At 42.4% G+C, this 22,292-nt stretch carries 16 protein-coding genes; 5 read left to right on the forward strand and 11 right to left on the reverse strand.

Annotation, left to right across the window (positions count from 1 at the left end):
* Positions 1-368 precede the first annotated feature (368 nt).
* Positions 369-1,232, reverse strand: coding sequence for a glutamate racemase (gene murI, locus KDJ85_RS14930; protein ID WP_225820336.1), 864 nt, complete (start codon positions 1,230-1,232; stop codon positions 369-371).
* Positions 1,177-3,066, reverse strand: a complete 1,890-nt coding sequence (btuB, locus tag KDJ85_RS14935; protein WP_225820337.1) for a TonB-dependent vitamin B12 receptor BtuB — start codon at positions 3,064-3,066, stop codon at positions 1,177-1,179. The genes murI and btuB overlap by 56 nt, the downstream gene beginning before the upstream one ends.
* Before the next feature lie 467 nt (positions 3,067-3,533).
* Here btuB and trmA point away from each other — a divergent pair, with 467 nt between their 5' ends.
* Entirely contained in the window at positions 3,534-4,631 is a 1,098-nt protein-coding gene (trmA, locus tag KDJ85_RS14940) for a tRNA (uridine(54)-C5)-methyltransferase TrmA (RefSeq protein WP_225820338.1), read from the forward strand.
* A gap of 71 nt (positions 4,632-4,702) precedes the next feature.
* Here the strand turns inward: trmA and KDJ85_RS14945 are convergent, their stop codons facing one another.
* The gene (locus tag KDJ85_RS14945; RefSeq protein WP_225820339.1) at positions 4,703-5,098 is read right to left on the reverse strand and encodes a YijD family membrane protein; all 396 of its coding nucleotides are present in this window, start codon (positions 5,096-5,098) and stop codon (positions 4,703-4,705) included.
* Between the two features lie 12 nt (positions 5,099-5,110).
* Positions 5,111-5,767, reverse strand: coding sequence for an HTH-type transcriptional repressor FabR (gene fabR / locus KDJ85_RS14950; RefSeq protein WP_219245015.1), 657 nt, complete (start codon positions 5,765-5,767; stop codon positions 5,111-5,113).
* 421 nt (positions 5,768-6,188) lie between these two features.
* On the opposite strand from fabR, the gene sthA reads away from it, so the two are divergent.
* Positions 6,189-7,586, forward strand: coding sequence for a Si-specific NAD(P)(+) transhydrogenase (gene sthA, locus KDJ85_RS14955; RefSeq protein WP_225820340.1), 1,398 nt, complete (start codon positions 6,189-6,191; stop codon positions 7,584-7,586).
* A gap of 77 nt (positions 7,587-7,663) precedes the next feature.
* Here sthA and oxyR read toward each other — a convergent pair whose 3' ends face one another.
* Positions 7,664-8,569, reverse strand: coding sequence for a DNA-binding transcriptional regulator OxyR (gene oxyR / locus KDJ85_RS14960; RefSeq protein ID WP_047756880.1), 906 nt, complete (start codon positions 8,567-8,569; stop codon positions 7,664-7,666).
* Between the two features lie 766 nt (positions 8,570-9,335).
* On the opposite strand from oxyR, the gene KDJ85_RS14965 reads away from it, so the two are divergent.
* Positions 9,336-9,689 carry a hypothetical protein gene (locus KDJ85_RS14965; protein ID WP_225820341.1) on the forward strand — a complete coding sequence of 118 codons (354 nt, stop codon included), beginning with the start codon at positions 9,336-9,338 and terminating at the stop codon, positions 9,687-9,689.
* A 63-nt stretch (positions 9,690-9,752) separates the two neighbouring features.
* On the opposite strand, the gene argH is transcribed toward KDJ85_RS14965, so the two are convergent.
* The 4 genes from argH to argC form a co-directional block, all read right to left on the reverse strand.
* Positions 9,753-11,129 (reverse strand): argininosuccinate lyase, encoded by a 1,377-nt coding sequence (gene argH, locus KDJ85_RS14970; RefSeq protein ID WP_225820342.1) that lies wholly within the window; start codon positions 11,127-11,129, stop codon positions 9,753-9,755.
* 78 nt (positions 11,130-11,207) lie between these two features.
* A complete protein-coding gene (locus KDJ85_RS14975) occupies positions 11,208-12,428 on the reverse strand; it encodes an argininosuccinate synthase (RefSeq protein WP_225820343.1) in 1,221 nt (406 codons plus the stop codon).
* A gap of 44 nt (positions 12,429-12,472) precedes the next feature.
* Positions 12,473-13,249: an acetylglutamate kinase gene (argB, locus tag KDJ85_RS14980; protein ID WP_225820344.1), complete on the reverse strand. Its 777-nt coding sequence runs from the start codon at positions 13,247-13,249 to the stop codon at positions 12,473-12,475.
* Between the two features lie 12 nt (positions 13,250-13,261).
* On the reverse strand, positions 13,262-14,266 hold the full coding sequence (gene argC, locus KDJ85_RS14985) for an N-acetyl-gamma-glutamyl-phosphate reductase (protein WP_225820345.1): 1,005 nt from the start codon (positions 14,264-14,266) through the stop codon (positions 13,262-13,264).
* Positions 14,267-14,368: 102 nt separating this feature from the next.
* On the opposite strand from argC, the gene argE reads away from it, so the two are divergent.
* Complete coding sequence (gene argE / locus KDJ85_RS14990; RefSeq protein ID WP_225820346.1) at positions 14,369-15,523, forward strand: acetylornithine deacetylase; 1,155 nt, start codon at positions 14,369-14,371, stop codon at positions 15,521-15,523.
* 236 nt (positions 15,524-15,759) lie between these two features.
* Complete coding sequence (gene metF / locus KDJ85_RS14995; protein WP_225820347.1) at positions 15,760-16,644, forward strand: methylenetetrahydrofolate reductase; 885 nt, start codon at positions 15,760-15,762, stop codon at positions 16,642-16,644.
* 156 nt (positions 16,645-16,800) lie between these two features.
* Here metF and ppc read toward each other — a convergent pair whose 3' ends face one another.
* Both ppc and KDJ85_RS15005 read right to left on the reverse strand, forming a co-directional pair.
* Positions 16,801-19,440 carry a phosphoenolpyruvate carboxylase gene (ppc, locus tag KDJ85_RS15000; RefSeq protein ID WP_206085979.1) on the reverse strand — a complete coding sequence of 880 codons (2,640 nt, stop codon included), beginning with the start codon at positions 19,438-19,440 and terminating at the stop codon, positions 16,801-16,803.
* A 403-nt stretch (positions 19,441-19,843) separates the two neighbouring features.
* Positions 19,844-22,285, reverse strand: coding sequence for a bifunctional aspartate kinase/homoserine dehydrogenase II (locus KDJ85_RS15005; RefSeq protein ID WP_225820348.1), 2,442 nt, complete (start codon positions 22,283-22,285; stop codon positions 19,844-19,846).
* Between the last annotated feature and the right edge of the window lie 7 nt (positions 22,286-22,292).

Here is a 22,292-nt window from a genome sequence, read left to right on the forward strand (position 1 = left end):
TATTTCATATATATGAATTAACGTGTTAGTCACTCTTCAAGACTTAAAATCAAATATTTTTTTGATAGTGTCCTGTGAGTGCCCACACAGATTGTCTGATAAATTGTTAAAGAGCGTTGCAGCATTTCATATTGAAATTTGACCTTCTGGGTCGTTGCTGCGAGGTGACGTATATTACGTTTTTCTTTTAGAAAGTCAAGTGTTTATTTTCAACTTTTTCTTTCTTCACCTCCGTTATCACTGGGTTTCCCCTTTTCGCCGAAGCGGTTTATCGTGACAACGGATGCGCATTATAGGGAGACGAAAAAATCTCGCAACCTCTTTTTTGCATTTTTTTTTCGTTCGCTCAGCTTTTCAGCAAATTTAAGTTAAAGCGCTAGTTTTTCCAGCGAAATAAACCCTTCTGTTTCAAGTACAGGCCTTAAACCTTGCACAGCATCATTCATTAAGAGGCAATAAGCGAAGTCTTTTTCGTTAGAATCATGAATTTCTGCCTGATTGTTTATCAGCCAAACGGCTCTTCTAGCGATAGCAGAACCTGAATCTATAAACCTTGTTCCATCTGGTAAGACTTTTTCGAGTTCTTCTATTAATAGAGGGAAATGGGTACAGCCTAAAATAACCGTGTCTGGGGGTTCAGGCATTCTGATCCACGACCTTACCGTTTGAGCCACTTCATCTAACGGTAAAGTTTCCCCATGTAGCTTTCTTTCTGCCAATTGGACTAATTCGGCAGAGCCCAGCGAAACCACTTTGCAGTCCGTAGCGAAACGGTCAATTAATTCTTTCGTGTACTCGCGATTCACAGTACCTTTCGTGGCTAATAAACCGACCACGCCATTACGCGTGAGTTTAGTAGCAGGCTTGATTGCAGGAACCACGCCGACTACAGGGAAAGTAAAGTGGGCTCTTAGATTCGGTAAACTGACGGTACTTGCAGTATTACATGCAATGATCGCAATTGTTAAAGGATGCTTTGCTGCTATCGCATTAACAATTTGATAGACCCTATCAATAATAAACTCTTCACTTTTTTCACCGTAAGGAAAAGCTTCGTTATCGAATGCATATATATAGTGCGCATTCGGGATCAGTTTTTTAACTTCGCGATAGACAGATAACCCGCCCACTCCTGAGTCAAATACAAGAATGGTCGGGCGAACAGATAGGTTGTTATCAGAAGTTGTAGCTTCCGGTAAGGAAATATTCTCTTCCAGCGGTGCGATAACCATACGCGGTCTCATAGTCTTTATCGAACATATTAGCTATTTTACCACGAATTGTGAGATGTGAAGTGATTGGATATGCAGCGGTGAGATCCCAAAGGCTAACGCCACCGAGTTTTACTCGTTTATAAGGCCATTGGCTATAGTCATTATCGTAACGAGAGCCGATATATTGATAAGTTAATCCCATATCTATCTTATCTATAGACCAATCGAGTTGATATTTAACTTGCTGTTTAGCTCGCCGTTCCAAAACATTGTCTGTTTTTTTATTTCGTGGGTCAACATACTGATAGGTAACTTGATGCTGAAAAATACCCGTTTCGAACTCACCAACCCATTCGACACCCTTGATCTCGGCTTCTCCGATATTCTCATAAGACGTAATTGATTTACCTGGCTTATATGATGCTATCAAATTATCAATATCATTATGGTATGCATTAAGTTGCCAAAATAGTGGCCCTGTCGTCCCTTCAACACCAACTTCCCACTGTTTACTTTCCTCTGGTTTCAAGTTCGGATTACCTATTGTTGTTCCGTATACCGATGAAGAATATGCATATAGCTGTGTTAAATTTGGTGCTTTATAGGCTGTTGCATATGAACCAACCAGTTTATACCCTTCATAGAACTCCCAGCTTAGCCCTGACTGCCACGTTGTATGCCAGTTAAATTCAGAGTGGTGATCAGAACGTATCGCTGCTTCTGCTGTTACAGAATCAATAACGGCATATTGCCCTGTCAGGTATATCCCAGTGTTATTTAACGTCTGCTTTTCACTAATTATTGTATAACTGCTAGGCTCAATGCTCTGGCGTTGATAGTCAACCCCTGCACTAATGTTACCTTTATCTAATAGGTAACTATTACCCCATTGAATGTTGTACTGACTTGATTCATCTAAGTTAGCATTTGCACCATACTGCCCTTGTTTAGGGTCATAATTATAATCTTTAACGTGGCTATAACTGCCCATCAACGATGTCGAATATCTATCATTATGATATTTCAAACCAGTTTCATAAGTGCGACTATATAATTTGCGAGTATCGACACTCACACCATTATATTCAGACGTATCATAATCAGTTCGATTATCATAACCATAGGCTCTAGCGTACGCTGAAACATCAGAGGTAAATTGATGTTCAATCCCTAACCATAGTGTTTTATTCAGGAAGCCATCTTTATCATATTGCCTTGGGCTAACCTCTTTCGGTGCTAAATCAAACCCTTTGGTATAGGTATAAGCGCCCGCCGCGGTTACTGTGGTATTTTCACCAATTTTTTGCTGGGTCGAGCCGTTATAGTTTTGATAACCATGCGAACCAATACCTGCATTTAATGTTGTCCCATCGTTATCACGACGAGTAATAATATTCACCACGCCACCAATAGCATCAGAACCATAAACAGCTGAACGCGCACCACGGATATATTCGATACGTTGAACTAATGAGATTGGAATTTGGCTCATATCTGATGAACCCGAAATACCTGCTTGATTTAAACGGACACCATCAATTAAAACCAAAACATGGCGAGATTCTGTTCCTCTAATAAAGAGAGAACTTTGTTGCCCCATTCCGCCATTTTGCGCAATATCCACTCCCGGTAAACGCCTTAATACATCTATCACGGTATTTGACTGCCAATGATCGATATCTTCACGGGTCACGACAGTAACTGGGGCTAATATAGACGAAATTGGTTGTTCGAAACGATTGGCTGATACGACAACTTCATCCGTTTTATTATTTGCACTTGCCAGAGAAGAAACACCGCATAACACTGCCACAGCAGCGGCCGATAATGGCAGCAACTTGTTATTATTCATTATGATTACACTCGGAAAATCAATTAAATTAAAATTCCGCGAAGTTGAATAAAAGGTTCGCGCTGATATTCAACAAAGCGATAAGAAGTGTGGCAGGTATCGGACTCATAAGTTCCAAAGCGTTATTTCTATAATAAAAAAACAGAACAGATGCTTGTATATATCCTAAACAATCCAAGTGACATGTAGGTGGCAAGCGAAGATATCCCTAGGGGCATACTGAAGTATGTGACTAGGGTAACTAAACGCTGCCAACCCCCATGTAGCTTGAAGAATGACGGATAAACCCTTAATTACCGTTGCGCGTCAGTCTTGGATTCACACCAAATTCCCTCAACCACACACTGTTATCGTAAGTTGAATAGTTATGAGTGTCTATGGATCGATAATGAAAACTGGACATCTTCGCCGCATTCCCTACAATTTCGCCCCTGATATGAATTTTTTACTGTTTTATGGGGCCAAGTATGCCAAACACGTTGCACACCAAAGACTACGAACTGCAACTCGCAGAGAAAACTGACCGTTTAAAGGCTATGATGGCCCCGTTTAACGCACCTGAACCTGAAATTTTTTCATCTCCAACCTCGCATTACCGGATGCGGGCAGAGTTCAGAATTTGGCATGATAATGATGATTTGTTTCATATCATGTTTGATAAAGAGACCAAAGAACGCATTCGTGTGGACCAATTCCCTGTGGCGAGTCAATTAATCAATGACATAATGGCAGCATTGCTACCATTAATTAAACAGAATGAATTACTACGCCATAAGTTATTCCAAATCGACTATTTATCGACACTGAGTAATAAACTGATTGTTTCACTGCTTTACCATAAAAAATTAGGTGATGAATGGACTGCTGAGGCGAAAAATCTAAAAGCCACATTGGTGGAAAAAGGCTTTGACCTACAGTTAATCGGCCGTGCCTCAAAAACCAAAATCATGCTTGATAATGATTATGTGGATGAAGTGCTACCTGTAAATGGTAAGGATATGGTTTATCGCCAAGTTGAAAATAGCTTCACGCAACCGAATGCACAGGTCAATATTAAAATGTTGGAGTGGGCAATTGCCGCGACACGAAATTCAACGGGTGACTTATTAGAATTGTATTGCGGAAATGGAAACTTTTCCTTGGCATTAGCACAAAACTTTGAACGTGTATTAGCCACTGAAATTGCAAAACCTTCCGTTGCTGCTGCCCAATATAATATAGAAGCAAACAACATTAATAATGTGCAGATTATCCGAATGTCTGCTGAGGATTTTACCCAAGCAGTGCAAGGGGCACGTGAATTTAGACGTTTGGAAGGGATTACACTAACGGATTACCAATGCAATACGATTTTTGTTGACCCGCCACGTAGCGGTTTAGATGATAAAACCGTGGAACTTGTCCAGAGATACGACCATATTTTGTATATTTCCTGTAACCCAGAAACCCTTTGCGATAATTTAGTTGAGCTGACAAAAACGCATAAAATTGAGAAGTTAGCCTTGTTTGACCAATTCCCCTATACCCATCATATGGAAAGTGGTGTTTTATTAACGCGCCGCTAATCCTTAAATATGTTCATAATCAATACAAGAACGCCGCAATATCCTGCGGCGCTTTGGTCTAAATACATTTCTTAAACTTCGTTTTCAGCTTCTTGTTCAAGTGCTAGTTCAGCTTTTTCTTTCTTACGCGCTTTCCAGCTTGCATACATCCATAATGCTAAAATGACGATAAACGTCGCAGGAATAAAGTTAGAACCAATTTCAGGGTTTTGAACGCGTAAAATCGCGGCATAACCAAAGATCCCAATAAAAAAGCTGCCTGCAACAAATTTAGGGAGTCCCATTGGCATCGCTTGGTGTAAGTAGCGTTGGTGTAAACAATACGCAGCCAATACTAAGGTCAAAATTGGAAAAAATGAAAAATCGACTAGCGAGTTGAACAACGTTGAAAAGGTTCCATGGGTTGCAAGGCCAATCACAAAGGCCAGCAATAATGTGCTTCTTTCATAGCTTTTTTGATCCGTCATTGATTCTCCTTATTATTTGGTAAGGTCTGGGTCAGATTGATTTTGTTTTTCTTGTTCACGGCGGTACCAATAGTAGGCGCCTTTAGCAATCATTCTTAACTGTAATACCAGCCGTTCTTCAAGATGTCTGCGTTTTTCTTCATCAATATCAAGCGCTTCTGCGCCTGCACTAAAGACTATCGTTACCATCGCTTCAGCTTGCATCTCAGTAAAATGGCGAGGCATCCGACTTTCAAGTTCAAGGTAATCAGCTAATTCCGCAATAAAATGTTGAATTTCCCTTGCAACAGCAGCACGAAACTCAGCAGATGTGCCTGAACGCTCACGCAATAATAACCTAAAGGCATTGGGGTTATTACCAATAAACTCCATAAAAGTTGAGACTGATGTGCGGATCACACTCCCGCCTTTTGCGATACGCTGCCTCGCTTGTCGCATCAGTTGACGTAACATCAAGCCACTTTCATCGACCATGGTTAGACCGAGTTCATCAACATCTTTGAAATGGCGATAAAATGACGTTGGTGCAATGCCTGCTTCTCGAGCAACTTCACGTAAGCTTAAGCTCGTAAAACTCCGTTCAGCGCTTAATTGGCTAAATGCGGCTTCGACGAGTGAACGCCGAGTTTTTTCTTTTTGTTTTGCTCTAACGCCAATAGTGTTACTCACGGTGATCCTAATTTCTATGTCATTAAATATTAATGAACGCATTATTGAAGGTTAATAATAAGCAAGAGCTCACCTTCTAGCATACCTGAAATTTCTTAATCTGGTTTAGAGAAAGATCGACTCTTACTGCAAATTAGCAATTTTCAGAATTTCGCATATTACCGACACCGCTTTCTTATATAGAGAAATGTTCTCTGTTCCTTCTACCCTACCTGAACCCTAAAAAATAGATTCACCAAAAATGCACTTTATTTTTGTTTTTCCCAGACGTGCGTTCTTCTCGAATTTCAGATTGAAGTAAATCAGTGAAAGAGATTCACAACATTTTAATTAGCAAGACAAAGGGAACGGGAAATTAGGCGAAATAACCAACTAATGATAACATCTTGTTGTCATTTTGTTTTAGAGCAGGTCTTACCTCATGCAACTTACCCATTTTGATGCAATAGTTATTGGTTCTGGTCCTGGTGGCGAAGGCGCCGCGATGGGGCTAGTAAAACAAGGAAAAAACGTTGCTGTTATAGAACGTTATAATAATGTCGGCGGAGGCTGTACCCACTGGGGAACCATTCCCTCTAAAGCCCTCCGTCATGCTGTTAGTCGTATTATCGAATTCAATCAAAACCCCCTTTATAGTGATAACTCCCGTAGCTTAAGCTCCTCTTTTTCTGAAATTCTGCAACATGCGGAAACGGTCATTAGCCAACAAACTCGCATGCGCCAAGGTTTTTATGAGCGAAATGGTTGCCAGATGTTTTCGGGTGAAGCCACTTTTATTGATGATCAACATGTTAGTGTGCGTTACGCCGATGGCAGCTGTGATGTTTTAAGTGCCGATAAGATAGTAATAGCAACGGGTTCACGCCCTTATTGCCCTTCGGATGTCGATTTCAACCATTCGCGAATTTATAACAGCGATACAATCCTCAACCTTACCCATGAACCTCGCCATGTCATTATTTATGGTGCAGGTGTTATTGGTTGTGAATACGCCTCAATCTTTCGCGGATTAGGTGTGAAAGTCGACTTAATCAATACGCGAGATCATTTATTAGCCTTCCTCGACCAAGAAATGTCTGACGCGTTGTCTTACCATTTCTGGAATAGTGGCGTTGTCATTCGCCATAATGAAGAATATGAAAAAATCGAAGGCGTCGATGATGGTGTTATTGTTCACTTGAAATCTGGCAAGAAAGTGAAAGCTGACTGCCTATTATATGCCAACGGAAGAACAGGTAACACAGATGGCTTAGGCCTTGCAAATGTTGGTATTGAGGCGGATGGCCGTGGCCTTGTGAAGGTAAATAAAGCTTACCGAACAACAAATGAGCATATTTATGCTGTCGGTGATGTGATTGGTTACCCAAGTCTCGCTTCTGCGGCTTATGACCAAGGCCGAATTGCGGCACGTGCAATCGGTGGTAGTCTCGGTGATGCGCATTTAGTGGAAGATATTCCAACAGGCATTTATACCATCCCTGAAATAAGCTCTGTGGGTAAAACAGAACAAGAGCTTACCGCAATGAAAGTGCCTTATGAAGTCGGCCGTGCGCAATTTAAACATTTAGCACGTGCGCAAATTGCAGGGATGAATGTGGGGAGTTTGAAAATCTTATTTCATCGTGAAACGTTGCAAATATTAGGGATTCACTGTTTCGGTGAAAGAGCGGCTGAAATTATACATATCGGCCAAGCGATTATGGAACAAAAAGGTGAAGGCAATACTATCGAATATTTTGTGAATACGACGTTCAATTACCCAACGATGGCAGAGGCTTTTCGCGTTGCGGCATTAAATGGTTTAAATCGACTATTTTAATTGCCAGTCTTGATGGTTGCCTCTTTTTTGGCAACCATCATATCAATCTAACAAACATTTATTTCAGCGCTTTATTCCTACACTCTATTTTTATAATAATTATCCATTGAGTTATAAATAGTTTCAGCTAATTGTTCATAGCGACCACGTAAAGGTGAACCAGGGCGATATACCAGAACAATTGTCCGCTTAGGCTCAGGCTCAATACAATTTAAGTAACACACGCCATCACGACACGCTTCATTTGGCACCGCCAAATCAGGTAAAAGTGTAATGCCACTTCCCGCTGCAACCATATTTCTTAATGTCTCTAAACTGGTTGCCCTAAAATGTGTGTCTTCTTTTGCGCCTGCTTGAAAACAGAAACCCATTGCTTGGTCACGTAAGCAATGCCCATCTTCTAACATTAATAATTTTTCACCTGACAGCTCCCCCATTTCAATGGTGTCACGGTCATGCCATGGATGGCTTTCATAAATAGCCAGCTTCATTGGTTCTTCAAATAAAGGCACAACAATAAATGGCGCTGTTTCTTTCACATCTGCCAAAATTGCACAATCTAATTTACCGCTATCTAATTGAGCTAATAGTTGCTGAGTTTGTGCTTCATGTAAGTAAATTTCTAACTTAGGGTGAGCTTGGTGTAATTGTGGGATGATGTGAGGTAATAAGTAGGGTGCGACCGTTGGTATTAGGCCTATATGCAGTGGGCCAGACATACTTTCCCCTTGCAGCGCAGCCATTTCTTGCAACACTTTTATTTCCCGCAAAATAGTTCGAGCCTGTTCAACAAGTAATAAACCTTGCTGGGTAAAAAGAACTTTACGACTCGTTCTCTCTAATAACATGACGCCGAGCTCTTCTTCTAATTTACGAATTTGACCACTTAATGTTGGTTGGCTGACATGACAAGAATCCGCGGCGCGTCTAAAGTGTTTATGTTCGGCGAGTGCAACGAGGTACTCTAAATCTCGAATATTCATATTTCTTTTCCTTTCGTGAATTCTTTGTCAAACCAAAGATAGATAATACCAATCACTATATCGATATTGTTCTGTTTTATCTATTAATAAATTAATAAATATCGCCTTACTTCACTTCACATACAATTTTACGCAATAAAATGAAATGAATCGCAACACTTGGAAACAAATGCATTCCATATTTTTGATTGGTGATAAAGAGCCCTTTCTCAGATTGAGGGTCACCATAAACCTTATTATTATATTTAGTATCCCTCTAAGCGTTAATAAATTACCTAGATAAAGTTATGTTTATTTTCATGGTTGAAATATTCTGTTATATTTTTTTTCATTCACCGTTAAACTTTGTAAGTTTTTATATAAAAATAAATGTAAAATCACAGCTTCTTTCTGTTAAATCCCCACAAAAAGTTATTACACGCTTATAACCTTACTCCGTTCACTAGAAGATCAAACCAACTAAAAGCACATCAAAAAAGCATAAACCCACAAAATTATGCAAAAACAGTAATTAAATAGAGTTTTATGCCATTAAAAACTGAGAAATCAATTTAATGAGCCAATATAGTAGCATTGATTATATTTATATTTTTAAACATTTCATTTTTTTGATTTACACATTTCTGGCATTTTTTTAATTATAATTCATTTCCTCAAAACATCAGGGAATATTAGTCACGAATTATTATTTTTAATTTATATAAGACATCTTCAATTTAAACATACAGCAAGTTGATTCACTAAAAATCAATGACGGGATACTATTATGAAAAATTCACTATCAATGTTAAAAAAATCATGCGTTTACTCATTAACCAGCTTATTCCTCTTAACCGCTTTTACATCAATGAATGCAAATGCCAGCAATGATGAACACACCGGTATTATTCAATTTTCTGGTGCCATTGTATTTCCATCATGCTTCAATGAAATCAATGAAAAACATATTAAAATGAAATGCTTAAATAGCCAATCGGATATGATTACCAATAAAATAGACTTAAATGATGTGACAAAGATCCAAGGGTGGAAAGTCATCAATGATGGTAGGGGTGAGTATTCATATAATTGGGTAAATGAGGATAAACAGATGGGAATGCTGACGATTAAATATATTTAATAAGAACTGCGTTATGGGAATTGGGGTAGTCATGCTACCCCCCATTTTAACCTCAACTCGCCATCACAGCCCCAATCGACTCTTCGCTTCCACTATCGCTTTCGCCACTTGTTTCTGAGATACCCCACCTTTTGCAAGCCGTTTATCTAAACATGATTGCAACGAAAGTATTTCATACACATCCAACTGAATAGTATCACTGAATTTTTGCAGATCGCTTAACGCCATTTCCTCTAGTGCTTTACCTTGTGCAATTGCAGCAACAACCGCTTCACCCACAATATGGTGTGCTTCACGGAATGGAACACCTTTTGCCACTAGATAATCCGCCAGCTCCGTTGCATTTGCATAACCTTGCTTTGCCGCTTCTTCACAACGTGGGCGACGAATTTGAATACCATCAAGGACTAACACGGCCATATGCATACAATCTAACCAAGTATCTAATGCATCAAACAGGCCTTCTTTGTCTTCTTGCATATCTTTATTATAAGCAAGCGGTAACCCTTTTAAGGTCATCATCATGCCAGTAAGAGCGCCTTGGACACGACCACATTTTCCACGGATCAATTCCAGTGCATCAGGGTTTTTCTTTTGTGGCATTAATGAAGAACCTGACGTGACTTTGTCAGATAACTCAACAAAACCCGCCTCCCCACTATTAAAGAAAATTAAATCCTCAGCGAAACGAGATAAATGCACCATACCAATGCTGGCATCAGATAGCAGTTCGAGAACGTGGTCTCTATCAGAAACGGTATCAAGGCTGTTACGCGTTGCCGATGAAAAACCTAACCAAGAAGCCAACTGCTCACGGTCAATATCGTACGCTGTGCCCGCTAATGCCCCGCAACCTAATGGACTAACATCCAAACGTTTTAAGGTATCTTTTAAGCGGCTTTCATCACGCGCTAACATTTCACCATAGGCTAAACACCAATGAGCAAAAGTTACTGGTTGCGCTCGTTGTAAATGGGTATAGCCTGGCATCACCGCATCTTGATTATTTTCTGCAGTGATCACTAACGCTTTTTGTAGCTCAGTGACTGCTTCAAGTAATAATGCGACTTGGTCCTTACACCACAGTTTTAAATCTGTCGCCACTTGGTCATTACGGCTACGTCCTGTATGCAGTTTTTTACCCAAATCACCAACTTTATCAATCAGTTTGCCTTCAACCCAGCTGTGAATATCTTCCGCATCGCTTTGCAAAATAATGTCAGGGTTATCTTGAACTTCTTTTAATAATGCATTTAGCGCTTGTTCTAAAGATTGCTGTTCGCTCTCTGTCAACACCCCAACGGTGACCAATGATTTTGACCATGCGACTGAACCGATAATATCTTGTTGCGCCAAGCGATAATCGAAACGCAATGAATCATTAAACTGTTTAAACCGCTGATCTGCCTGCTGACTAAAACGTCCACCCCAAAGTGCCATAACGGATCCCTACCTGATTGATAAAATAAGTTTTTAACACCCGACAGCTGTGTAGCTGCCGGGTTACTGCGATTAGCTTTATTTTGCTTTGTTTTGTTCTTTCAGCGCACGAATACGTGAGGACAGAGAATAAAGACGGATAAACCCACCAGCGTGGCTGTGGTCGTAAACTTCATCTTCACCAAATGTCGCAAATTCTTCAGAATACAAGCTCTTATCCGCTTTTTTCTGAATCGCTGTTACTTGGCCTTTATACAGTTTCAGAACCACTTCACCTGTGACGTCTTGTGCTAAGGACTCTGCCGCTGCTTGTAATGAATGACGTAATGGCGCGAACCAACGGCCATCATAGACCACATATGACATTTCTAAGCCTAGCTGCTCACGCCATTTGTAGCTGTCACGGTCTAACACTAATTGCTCAATTCCACGCAGCGCAGCCATCATAATGGTGCCTCCTGGGGTTTCATAGCAACCACGAGATTTCATACCGACTAAACGGTTTTCAACGATGTCGATACGACCTACACCGTGTTTCGCACCTAGCGTGTTGAGTGCTTCTAAACAACCCAATGGAGACAATGCCTTACCGTTAACAGAAACCACTTCGCCTTGTTTCACACCGACAGTCACCAGCTCTGCTTCATCTGGTGCATCTTGTGGATCAACAGTCCATACCCAGCAATCTTGGTTGGCTGCATTCCATGTGCTTTCTAACACACCACCTTCTGTGGAAATATGCCATGCGTTTTCATCACGGCTATAGATTTTTTCAAGACTCGCTGTTGTCGGGATATTACGCTCTTTGAGGTAATCGAGCAGCGCTTCACGAGAACGCAAATCCCACTCACGCCATGGGGCAACCACTTGCAGTTGCGGTGCTAACGCCGTATAGGTGCTTTCGAAACGTACTTGGTCGTTTCCTTTACCCGTTGCACCGTGAGCAACGGCATCCGCACCCACTTTTAATGCGATTTCAACTTGTGCTTTCGCAATAATTGGGCGAGCCATTGATGTACCTAATAAATAGCTACCTTCATATAACGCACCCGTTTTTAATACTGGATAGATATATTCTTTGATGAACTCTTCACGTAAATCCACGACGTAGCATTCTGATGCGCCTGACTGCAGTGCTTTTTTCTCAACACCAACGAGATCTTCCCTGTCTTGTCCCACATCGGCAACGAATGCGACCACTTCACAATCATCATAGTTCTCTTTTAACCATGGAATAATTGCCGAGGTATCTAAACCACCAGAGTATGCTAATACAATCTTTTTAATGCCCTTTTTCATAACGTACCTATCCGCTCAATTAATTTTTTATGTGTATGGCTCGATTACGATGCCAAGATCCGAGTTCCGATTGCTGTACCATTAAACAGCTCAGGAAGTTGTTCTGCATGACGCCAACTTGCAATATCGACGGAGCGTTGCAGTGCGTTAGCTGCGTCTAATGCAGCATTCACCTTCACAATCATTCCATCTGTAATAATTCCTTGGTCGATGAGTTTCTGCGCTTTTTGCGTGGTCATCTCATCAATTTTCTGGCCTTTACCATCTAAAATGCCACTGACATCCGACAATAGAACCAGATCGGCATTGAGTGCTTGGGCTACAGCAGTTGCAGCTTGGTCTGCATTCACATTCATCAGCTCACCTTGTGCAGTGATCCCAATAGAACTGATGATTGGCAAATAACCCGCGCTAAGCAGCAATTTTAATAGTTTGGCGTCACCTGGTTTTGCATTCCCAACATGACCCAGTTCGTCATTTAACTGTGTGACAACCGCACTTTGTCCGTCACCGAGTGATAACCCCACCGCAGGCAATTGGTGTTTGGTGCTCCATGCCAGTAAGGTTTTATTTGCCGTACCCGCTAAAGCCCCCGTAATAATATCGATTTGATCCGCTGGTGTGACACGCAGCCCTTGCTTTTTCACCACAGGAAGTTGCAACTTCTGCATTAATTCATCAACTAGACAGCCTCCACCATGGACAATTACCAGCTCGCGTTTATGCGTTTGGCGATAAATTTGAATGGCAGTAAAAAGTTTTTCTAACGCTTCGGTACTATCGAGTAACACACCGCCCAATTTAATCACTAAGGGTTGCATGGGTTGTCCTTATTAAAGTAATGACTGAGTTTCATTGAAACCAAAACGAATATTCATGCACTGTACGGCTTGTGCAGCGGCCCCTTTTAGTAGGTTATCTTCTGTACCGACTAAAATCAGGTGTTCCCCTTTCAATACATAACCGATATCACAAAACGGCGTACCAACCACCGATTTCAATGCAGGAACGCCTTTATCATATAAACGCACCAACGGTTTGTTTTGATACGCCTCTTTAAACGTTTCGCCAATTTTCTCTGCCGTGACACCCGCTTTCACCTTGCATGTAATAGTGGCAAGGATCCCTCTTGAAAAATTGCCCAGATGGGGCGTGAAGATCACTTCTTGCCCTAAATGCGTAGAGATTTCAGGCTGATGACGATGGGTGAAAATACCGTATGGCTGCAAGCTCACTTCACAGAAGCTATTTGTCATTGAGGCCTTACGTCCTGCTCCTGACACACCGCTGGTGGCATTGATAACAGGCCACATGCTGTTATCTAATAATTTTGCGTCAATTAACGGTTTTAACGCGAGCTGTGAAACGGTTGGGTAACAGCCTGGCACTGCAACTAATTGAGCTTGGCGAATTTTATCCGCTTGCCATTCTGCTAAACCGTAAACCGCTTGCATTAACCATTCGGTATTTGTATGTTCAAAGCCATAGTATTGCGTGTAGAACGCAGGATCTTGAACGCGGTAAGCACCCGACAAATCGAACACCACACAGCCTGCCTCAAGGAATTGCGGGGCGATGTCGTGGCTCACTTCGTGCGCCGTGGCGAGGAAAACAACATCAATACCTTTTGCCACCTCAGCCACATCGGTTAATGGCTGTACAGGAAGGTCAATAATGCCTTTATACTGAGGATATAAATCAGAAAAACATTTATTTGCATCGGCACTTTGCTTCGATACCATCAACCCTTGAAGGTTAATTTCAGGATGACGTTGCAAATAAGCGGCTAATTCTGCTCCAGTATAGCCACTGGCCCCGATAATGAGTGTGTTCAACATGTGCTTTCTACCTTGTACTCGTGACCCAAACAGTTTAATGTGTATTTTTATTCAAATAAAGTGCATGAATATTGATACTATTATGGATTAAGGCTGTCAACAGTGAATATTAAATTACCTGCATTTATTGAGATTTATCGTCAATTAATTGCCACTCCATCGATTAGTGCGACTGATTCTCATTTGGATCAGAGCAATAAAGCCCTTGTGGAACTCCTTGGTGGGTGGTTAGAGACGCTGGGGTTTTCGGTCAATATTCAGCCCGTACCGGAAACACGTGATAAATATAACCTGCTGGCTTCCATTGGTGAGGGGAATGGCGGCCTGATGCTATGTGGGCATACCGATACTGTGCCTTTTGATGATGGACGTTGGAGTAAAAACCCTTTCGAGCTTACCGAACACGATGGTAAGCTTTACGGTCTTGGTACTGCTGACATGAAAGGCTTTTTTGCTTTTATTGTCGATGCATTGCGCGATATGGATCTTGCCAAACTCAAGCACCCTCTGCATATCCTTGCGACTGCCGATGAAGAAACCTCGATGGCAGGAGCCCGTTACTTTGCAGCGAATACAGCACTACGCCCTGATTTTGCCATTATCGGTGAGCCAACCTCATTACAACCGATACGCGCACATAAAGGCCATCTATCTAACGCTATCCGTATTACGGGGCAATCTGGGCACTCAAGTGACCCTGAACGCGGTGTGAATGCAATTGAGCTGATGCATGAGTCAATTTCTCATTTGATGACATTGCGTAACACATTGAAGGAACGTTTTAATAACCCGGCTTTCGTGATCCCTTATCCCACCATGAACTTTGGTCATATTCATGGCGGTGATGCGGCAAACCGTATTTGTGGTTGCTGTGAATTACATATGGATATTCGCCCATTACCAGGGCTAACATTGCAAGATTTGGATGAGCTATTGAATGATGCCCTCGAACCTGTGCGGGCAAGATGGCCAGGTCGTTTGGCGATTGAGTCAATGCACCCACCGATCCCAGGTTATGAGTGTCCGACAGACCACAAAATGGTCGCCGTGATTGAGCAGTTATTGGGCCAAAAAGCCGACACCGTGAACTATTGTACCGAAGCGCCATTTATTCAAGAACTCTGCCCTACGTTAGTCCTCGGCCCAGGTTCAATTGAACAAGCCCATCAACCCGATGAATTTATCGATATGCGCTTTATCGAGCCTACCCGCCAATTAATTAGCCAAATGATTGAGCATTTCTGTTTCACCGAATAAATCTAACTAGACACTCATATAAACTAAACGCGGCGCTGAAAAGAGTCGCGTTTTTTTATCATGAATTTTTTTCCTGTTCTGACTGAAAAAACATCAGCGACATAATTTAATTTAAGTATTGACTATTGATGCCGATCTGGTAATTTCTATTTAGACGTCTAAACGTATAGATGCATACATGGATATAATAATTTACAAAGATAATAGTTAGTCTGCTAATTGCGAGGTTACAGGGTATGAGTTTTTTTCACGCGAATCAGCGCGAGGCGCTAAATCAAAATTTAGCTGAATTAGATGGCCAAATTAATGTTTCATTCGAATTTTTCCCACCTCGCAGTGAAGAGATGGAGCAAACGCTTTGGAAATCCATCGATCGGCTCAAAAACTTGAAACCTAAATTTGTTTCTGTTACCTATGGCGCTAATTCAGGCGAACGGGATAGAACCCATAGCATCATTAAAGATATCAAAGACAAAACTGGCTTAGTGGCTGCACCACACTTAACCTGTATTGACGCAAGCAAAGATGAATTAAGGTCTATCGCCCGTGACTATTGGAATAATGGTATTCGCCATATTGTTGCCTTACGAGGCGATTTTCCCGATAGCAGCCATAAACCTGATATGTATGCGACAGATTTGGTTGAGTTATTGAAAGGCGAGGCCGATTTTGACATTTCAGTCGCGGCTTACCCTGAAGTTCACCCTGAAGCCAAAAGCGCACAAGCTGACTTAATTAACCTGAAAAAGAAAATTGATGCAGGGGCTAATCGCGCTATCACCCAATTTTTCTTTGATGTCGAAAGCTATTTACGTTTTCGTGACCGCTGCGTAGCGACGGGTATTGATGTGGAAATAGTGCCAGGGATTTTGCCTGTGTCCAATTTCCGCCAATTAGAACGTTTTGCCAAACTGACCAATGTGCGCATTCCTGCTTGGATGAGTAAAATGTACGAAGGGTTAGATGATGACCCAGAAAGCCGTAATCTTGTTGGCGCATCCATCGCGATGGACATGGTGAAGATCCTCAGCCGAGAAGGTGTAAAAGATTTCCATTTTTACACACTGAACCGCTCTGAGCTCACCTATGCCATCTGCCATACTTTAGGGGTTAGGCCTTAATCCCTCATTGTCGTGGTGAGTTTAAAAAACAATGATAAATTCCGTGAATCCATTACACCAAGAGATAAAAGGAAAAGTGGCGAGCGGATCAATCAAAAATAAAAAGGTTACCCATTTGAGTAACCTTTTATCATTGACGAACACAATACTCTATGACTAACCCGTATTACGCATCCCTGCCGCCACACCCGCAATAGTCACCATCAGTGCTTGTTCAACACGTGGATCTGGGTGTTCTTGTTGGCGAGAACGGTGCAGCAATTCTGCCTGCAACACGTTAAGTGGGTCAGTATATACGTTACGCAGGGCGATAGACTCAGCAATCCACGGTAAATCCGCCATAAGTGCTTCGTCTTTCGATACCGCCAGCACACTCTTAATATCATCCGATAACTGGTCACGCAATTTTTGCCCCAATGGCCACAAACGCTCTTCCACTAAACGGTGATCATAGTATTCCGCCAGCCACAGGTCAGCTTTGGCATACACCATCTCTAACATCGCAATTCGCGTATTAAAGAACGGCCATTGCTGCCACATTTCATCGAGTACAGATTGCTTGCCCTCTTGCTCAATAACATGTTTCAGTGCTGCCCCAGCGCCTAACCATGCAGGGAGCATTAAGCGGTTTTGCGTCCAGGCAAAAATCCATGGAATTGCACGCAAGGTTTCCACACCACCCGTCGGGCGACGTTTTGCTGGGCGCGAGCCTAATGGTAATTTACCGAGTTCTTGCTCGGGGGTTGCAGCACGGAAGTAAGGGACAAAGTCTGGCTGCTCACGCACATAGTCGCGGTACATAGTACAAGAAACGTCAGACAGCGAATCCATGACGGATTTCCACTCGTTTTTTGGCTCTGGTGGTGGCAATAAATTCGCTTCTAAAATCGCACTTGCATACAAGGCAAGGCTGCTAATGGTGACTTGTGGTAGACCGAATTTAAAGCGGATCATTTCCCCTTGTTCAGTCACGCGTAAGCCCCCCTTTAGACTTCCTGGTGGTTGAGACAGTAATGCAGAATGAGCTGGTGCACCGCCGCGACCGATGGTACCACCACGGCCATGGAATAACGTCAGCGTAACACCTTCTTTTTCACACAGTTTAATTAACGCATCTTGCGCACGATATTGCGCCCATGATGCGGCCATCACACCTGCATCTTTCGCGGAGTCTGAGTAACCAATCATCACCATTTGGCGGTCGTCGATAAGCTCACGATACCAGTCAATGCTTAACAGTTTTGTCATGACGCTTTGTGCGTTATTTAAGTCCTCAAGGGTTTCAAATAACGGAGCGACAGGCAGTCGAATCGAAGCGCCCGCCTCTTTAAGCAATAATTTGACCGCTAAAACATCTGAAGGGACTTTTGCCATTGAAATCACGTAGGCTGCGATGGAATCATTCTTCGCTTTCGCAATCACGCGGCACGTTTCAAACACTTCTTGGGTTTCAGCACTTGGTTGCCAATCTTGTGGGATCAATGGACGGCGGGACTGCAATTCTGTTAATAAAAATTGCTGTTTTTCTTCCTCAGACCACTGTGCATAATCGCCTAATCCCAAATACTGGGTAAGTTCTGCAATTGCATCGGTATGACGTGTGCTTTCTTGGCGCACATCGATACGTACCAATTGTAAACCAAAGCTGCGAATACGGCGTAAGGTATCTAACAACTGACCATTGGCAATAATTTTCATATTGCAGGCAATCAATGATTGATAACAGGCGTATAGCGGGTCCCATAATTGGGCGTTATCCGTTAACAGGTCTGCAGGTGGCAGAACTTGTTCGCCTTTCACACGACGTTCTAAATATTCTAAAGTAGAGAATAATTGGCTACGCAGGTTTTTTGCGATCTGACGATAAGGTTCGTCAACATCGTCTCCCCCTGCTAACGCACGCAGCTCAGGTGTGGCTTCCGTCATTGATAACTCAGAGACGAGAACCTGAATGTCTTTGAGGAATAAATCTGCCGCTTTCCAACGGCTTAATAGCAAAACGTGGCGAGTGACATCTGCTGTTACGTTTGGATTACCATCGCGGTCGCCCCCCATCCATGATGTAAAACGGATTGGGTTAGCTTCAACAGGAAGAACAGCCCCAATAGACTCTTCCAGTTGCTCGTTAAACTCGCGTAAAAATGCAGGAACGCCTTCCCACAACGAATTTTCTACAACCGCAAATCCCCATTTTGCTTCATCAATTGGCGTTGGACGAATTTTACGGATTTCGTCCGTATGCCAGGATTGAGCCACTAATTGGCGCAGACGGCGCATGATGTTATTGCGTTCATAATCGGCAATATCATCATGATCGAGTTGCGATAAGCAATTATTTACCTCGACCAATTTGTGGATCAGAGTACGACGCGCAATCTCAGTTGGGTGCGCGGTTAACACCAGCTCAATGGATAGCTGCTCCACTGCTTTTTGGATATCGTTATCAGTAAAACTTTTGTCTTTTAAGCGGCTGAATAATTTTTTCAGTGCCACTGGATTGCTTGCTGCTTCACCGTGTGGAGAAATACTGTGGTACTGCTCAGCCACGTTAGTCAGGTTTAAAAATTGGTTAAATGCCCTTGCAACGGGAAGCAATTCATCATTCGAAAGGTTTTGTAATGTCATCAACAGTTTTTGGCGTTGAACTTCATTACCTGCACGGGAGGATTTGGAAAGCTTACGAATGGATTCAACTTTATCAAGTATGTCCTCGCCTAGTGCTTCCTTGATGGTATCGCCGAGTAGCTTACCCAGCATACTGACATTACTGCGCATTGCGGAATATTGCTGATTCATGAGACTCCTGACCTTGTGCTTCTGGCAGAATGCATCCCCGCACTAAGCACGGTTAACAGACTGCGACCTGTTTCCTGTAACAAAATTTCAGTCGGCTGCGTTAGAGTTGTCGTTTTGTGATGCAGCCCGCTAAATTTACCCTTGAGTGTATATTCATATCAGAAAAAAATGGCTTTGGGGGATTTTTCTGAAATTTAATTACAGCCTTATTTTTATTAATTTTTCTTATTTAAGTATTGTTTCAGCGCAATATATCGTCGATTCAGCACTTTTAAGACATGAATAATGTTGAAGAATTAAATCATCAGAATAAAAAAAGGGAAAAAATGGCGAGAATTAAAAAATTTCATGATGTATTGGCGCTCTTTATAAAAATAAGAACACCAATACAAACAAAAAATAACTACAGCAATTGAGATAATCGGTTTAAATCCGATTGAATTGCCCCAGCCGTGACATCGCGCCCAGCACCAGGGCCGCGGATGACTAATGGGTTATCACGGTACCAACGACTTTCGATAGCAAATACATTATCGCCTGGCAGTAATGAGGCCAATGGGTGGTCTGGTTTTACCGCTTCCACACCCACTTTCGCTTTCCCTTTCACTGCATCAAACCGTGCCACATAACGCAGCACTAACCCAAGTTCTTGTGCCGCTTCTAAACGCTGTTGCATTTGCTCGTTGATCACCGCGCTGTTTTCAAAAAACTCATCCAAAGAACCTGTCTGTGCTTGTTTTGGCACTAATGATTCAACACGTACCTCATCGGGTTCAATATCATAACCTGCCTCACGTGCTAAAATAATCAACTTACGCATCACATCTTGCCCGGAAAGGTCAATTCGCGGGTCTGGTTCAGTTAAACCCTGCTGCCACGCTTGCTCGACAAGTTCGCTAAACGGCACTGAGCCATCAAATTGCAAAAATAACCAAGACAACGTCCCCGAGAAAATACCGCTAATCGCCAGTATTCCATCTCCACTTTCTTTCAAATCACGCACTGTGTAGTTGATGGGTAATCCTGCACCTACAGTCGCGTTATACAACCAGTGGCGACCTGTTTTTGAAAATGCGTCACGAATTTGGCGATATTGATCTGTTTGTGCCGCCCCAGCGATTTTATTGGCGCTGATCACATGGAAACCATAACTAGCAAAATCCACATAGCTCTCAGCTAATGCCTCACTGGCTGTTACATCTAAAACCACTAAGTCATCATAAGGATGGGAACGCATCCAAAGAAATAAGTTGTCGTCTGCATGTTCGATGGCTTCATCATCAAAAAAGGCTAATGCACGACTTGGGTCGATACCTTGATAATTCAATAAGCTGCGACGGCTATCCACCACACCCGCCAACACAAAATCGAAATCACTGCGAGCAGAGATATTCGGTTGTTCTGCCGCAAAAAGCTCTAACCAACGAGCCCCAATATTCCCTTTACCAAATAGAACTAAACCAATACGTTTTTCGGCGCGGAACAAGCTTTGGTGCATACCTTGGATCAGGTGCTCAGTTTGATTAGTTCGCAGCACTGCAACTAGGCTAATAGCATCTTCTGAATGCCAAATAAATTCGACGGGTTGGCCTTTAAGCTCTTCATAGAAACGGTGGCTATGCAGTGGTTTTTTACAAACACCTGCGCCGACTAAAGCAACTAAAGAAAAGCCTTCCCGTAAAGATAACGACCCTGGTAAAGCCGCTTCTTCGAGAATATTTAGCGCACTTTCGACAATTTCAGAGGTATAACACAGTTGAATTAACGCCCGGTCATCATGAACTCCCCGCGCAAGTGGACGTAACTGAACGCGTTTGAGCAGTAAATCCACATCTTTGCAAATTTGTTTGAAATCACGACCTGCTGCAATTCGCAGCTCAATCAAACAAACATCATCATGACTTGTGACAATTTTTGCCCCTGCACCAGAGGCTAAGACACGTTCAATTTTTGTAGAGCCCTGCTCTGGCTGGTAACTGCACCTAAGTTGCAAATCAATATTGCTTACAGAAACAGGCTGTAAAGTGCGTGTATGTAAAACAGGAGCTGCTAAACGCGCTAATTCACTTGCTTCATCAAGGCGCAATAAGGGCAGTAAACAGGCATCTTTTACTTTACGGGGATCCGCACTGTACACCCCTGCAACATCACTCCAAATCGTGACTTTTGCCACATCGGCCAATGCTCCCACTTGGGTCGCCGAATAGTCACTGCCATTGCGCCCCAATAAAACTGTTTCACCCTGCTGGTTACGCGAGATAAACCCAGTCACAACAATACGGCGATTAGGTAATTGCGTTAACTGCTGCTGTAATAAATAGCGAGATTTTATTTCATCAACTTGTGGCTGTGCAGCACGTTCAGCGCGTAAAAATAGACGTGCATCTAACCAAGCACTTGGCATGCCAGTTTGTGTGAGTACTTCCGCCATTAAGCGTGCCGACCAAATTTCACCATGGCCAACCACTTCCGCATAAACCGCATCATTAACGGGATGATCAAGCAAAGCGCTTAAACGCTCTAAGTCTTGAATAAATAACCGCCCTAAAGCCTCTGCCTGTTTTTCTGGCAAAAGATTTTCAATTAGCTCAAGCTGATAACGACGTAAAGACTGCTGTACCTGATGAGCCGAAATACGGTCACTTTGGCTCAATTTCAACCAATTAATCAATTGATTAGTTGTACTGCCAGCTGCAGAAACCACCATTAAATCATCGGGTTGGCTATAGTTTGCCATAATAGCTGCGACCCGCTGATAACACTTTGCATCCGCTAAACTACTTCCACCAAACTTATGTAACTGACGGTGACAAGGAGTCACCTCAACCGCTGTTAGTACACTCATCAAAAAA

The organism is Providencia vermicola, from assembly GCF_020381325.1.
GTDB classification, from domain to species: Bacteria; Pseudomonadota; Gammaproteobacteria; order Enterobacterales; family Enterobacteriaceae; genus Providencia; species Providencia vermicola.

Bases quoted from the DNA above. Each gene is read 5' to 3' on its own strand.
- murI (WP_225820336.1), bottom strand. From the start codon at position 1,232: ATGGTTATCGCACCGCTGGAAGAGAATATTTCCTTACCGGAAGCTACA.
- btuB (WP_225820337.1), bottom strand. From the start codon at position 3,066: ATGAATAATAACAAGTTGCTGCCATTATCGGCCGCTGCTGTGGCAGTG.
- trmA (WP_225820338.1), top strand. From the start codon at position 3,534: ATGCCAAACACGTTGCACACCAAAGACTACGAACTGCAACTCGCAGAG.
- KDJ85_RS14945 (WP_225820339.1), bottom strand. From the start codon at position 5,098: ATGACGGATCAAAAAAGCTATGAAAGAAGCACATTATTGCTGGCCTTT.
- sthA (WP_225820340.1), top strand. From the start codon at position 6,189: ATGCAACTTACCCATTTTGATGCAATAGTTATTGGTTCTGGTCCTGGT.
- oxyR (WP_047756880.1), bottom strand. From the start codon at position 8,569: ATGAATATTCGAGATTTAGAGTACCTCGTTGCACTCGCCGAACATAAA.
- KDJ85_RS14965 (WP_225820341.1), top strand. From the start codon at position 9,336: ATGAAAAATTCACTATCAATGTTAAAAAAATCATGCGTTTACTCATTA.
- argH (WP_225820342.1), bottom strand. From the start codon at position 11,129: ATGGCACTTTGGGGTGGACGTTTTAGTCAGCAGGCAGATCAGCGGTTT.
- KDJ85_RS14975 (WP_225820343.1), bottom strand. From the start codon at position 12,428: ATGAAAAAGGGCATTAAAAAGATTGTATTAGCATACTCTGGTGGTTTA.
- argB (WP_225820344.1), bottom strand. From the start codon at position 13,249: ATGCAACCCTTAGTGATTAAATTGGGCGGTGTGTTACTCGATAGTACC.
- argC (WP_225820345.1), bottom strand. From the start codon at position 14,266: ATGTTGAACACACTCATTATCGGGGCCAGTGGCTATACTGGAGCAGAA.
- metF (WP_225820347.1), top strand. From the start codon at position 15,760: ATGAGTTTTTTTCACGCGAATCAGCGCGAGGCGCTAAATCAAAATTTA.
- ppc (WP_206085979.1), bottom strand. From the start codon at position 19,440: ATGAATCAGCAATATTCCGCAATGCGCAGTAATGTCAGTATGCTGGGT.
- KDJ85_RS15005 (WP_225820348.1), bottom strand. From the start codon at position 22,285: ATGAGTGTACTAACAGCGGTTGAGGTGACTCCTTGTCACCGTCAGTTA.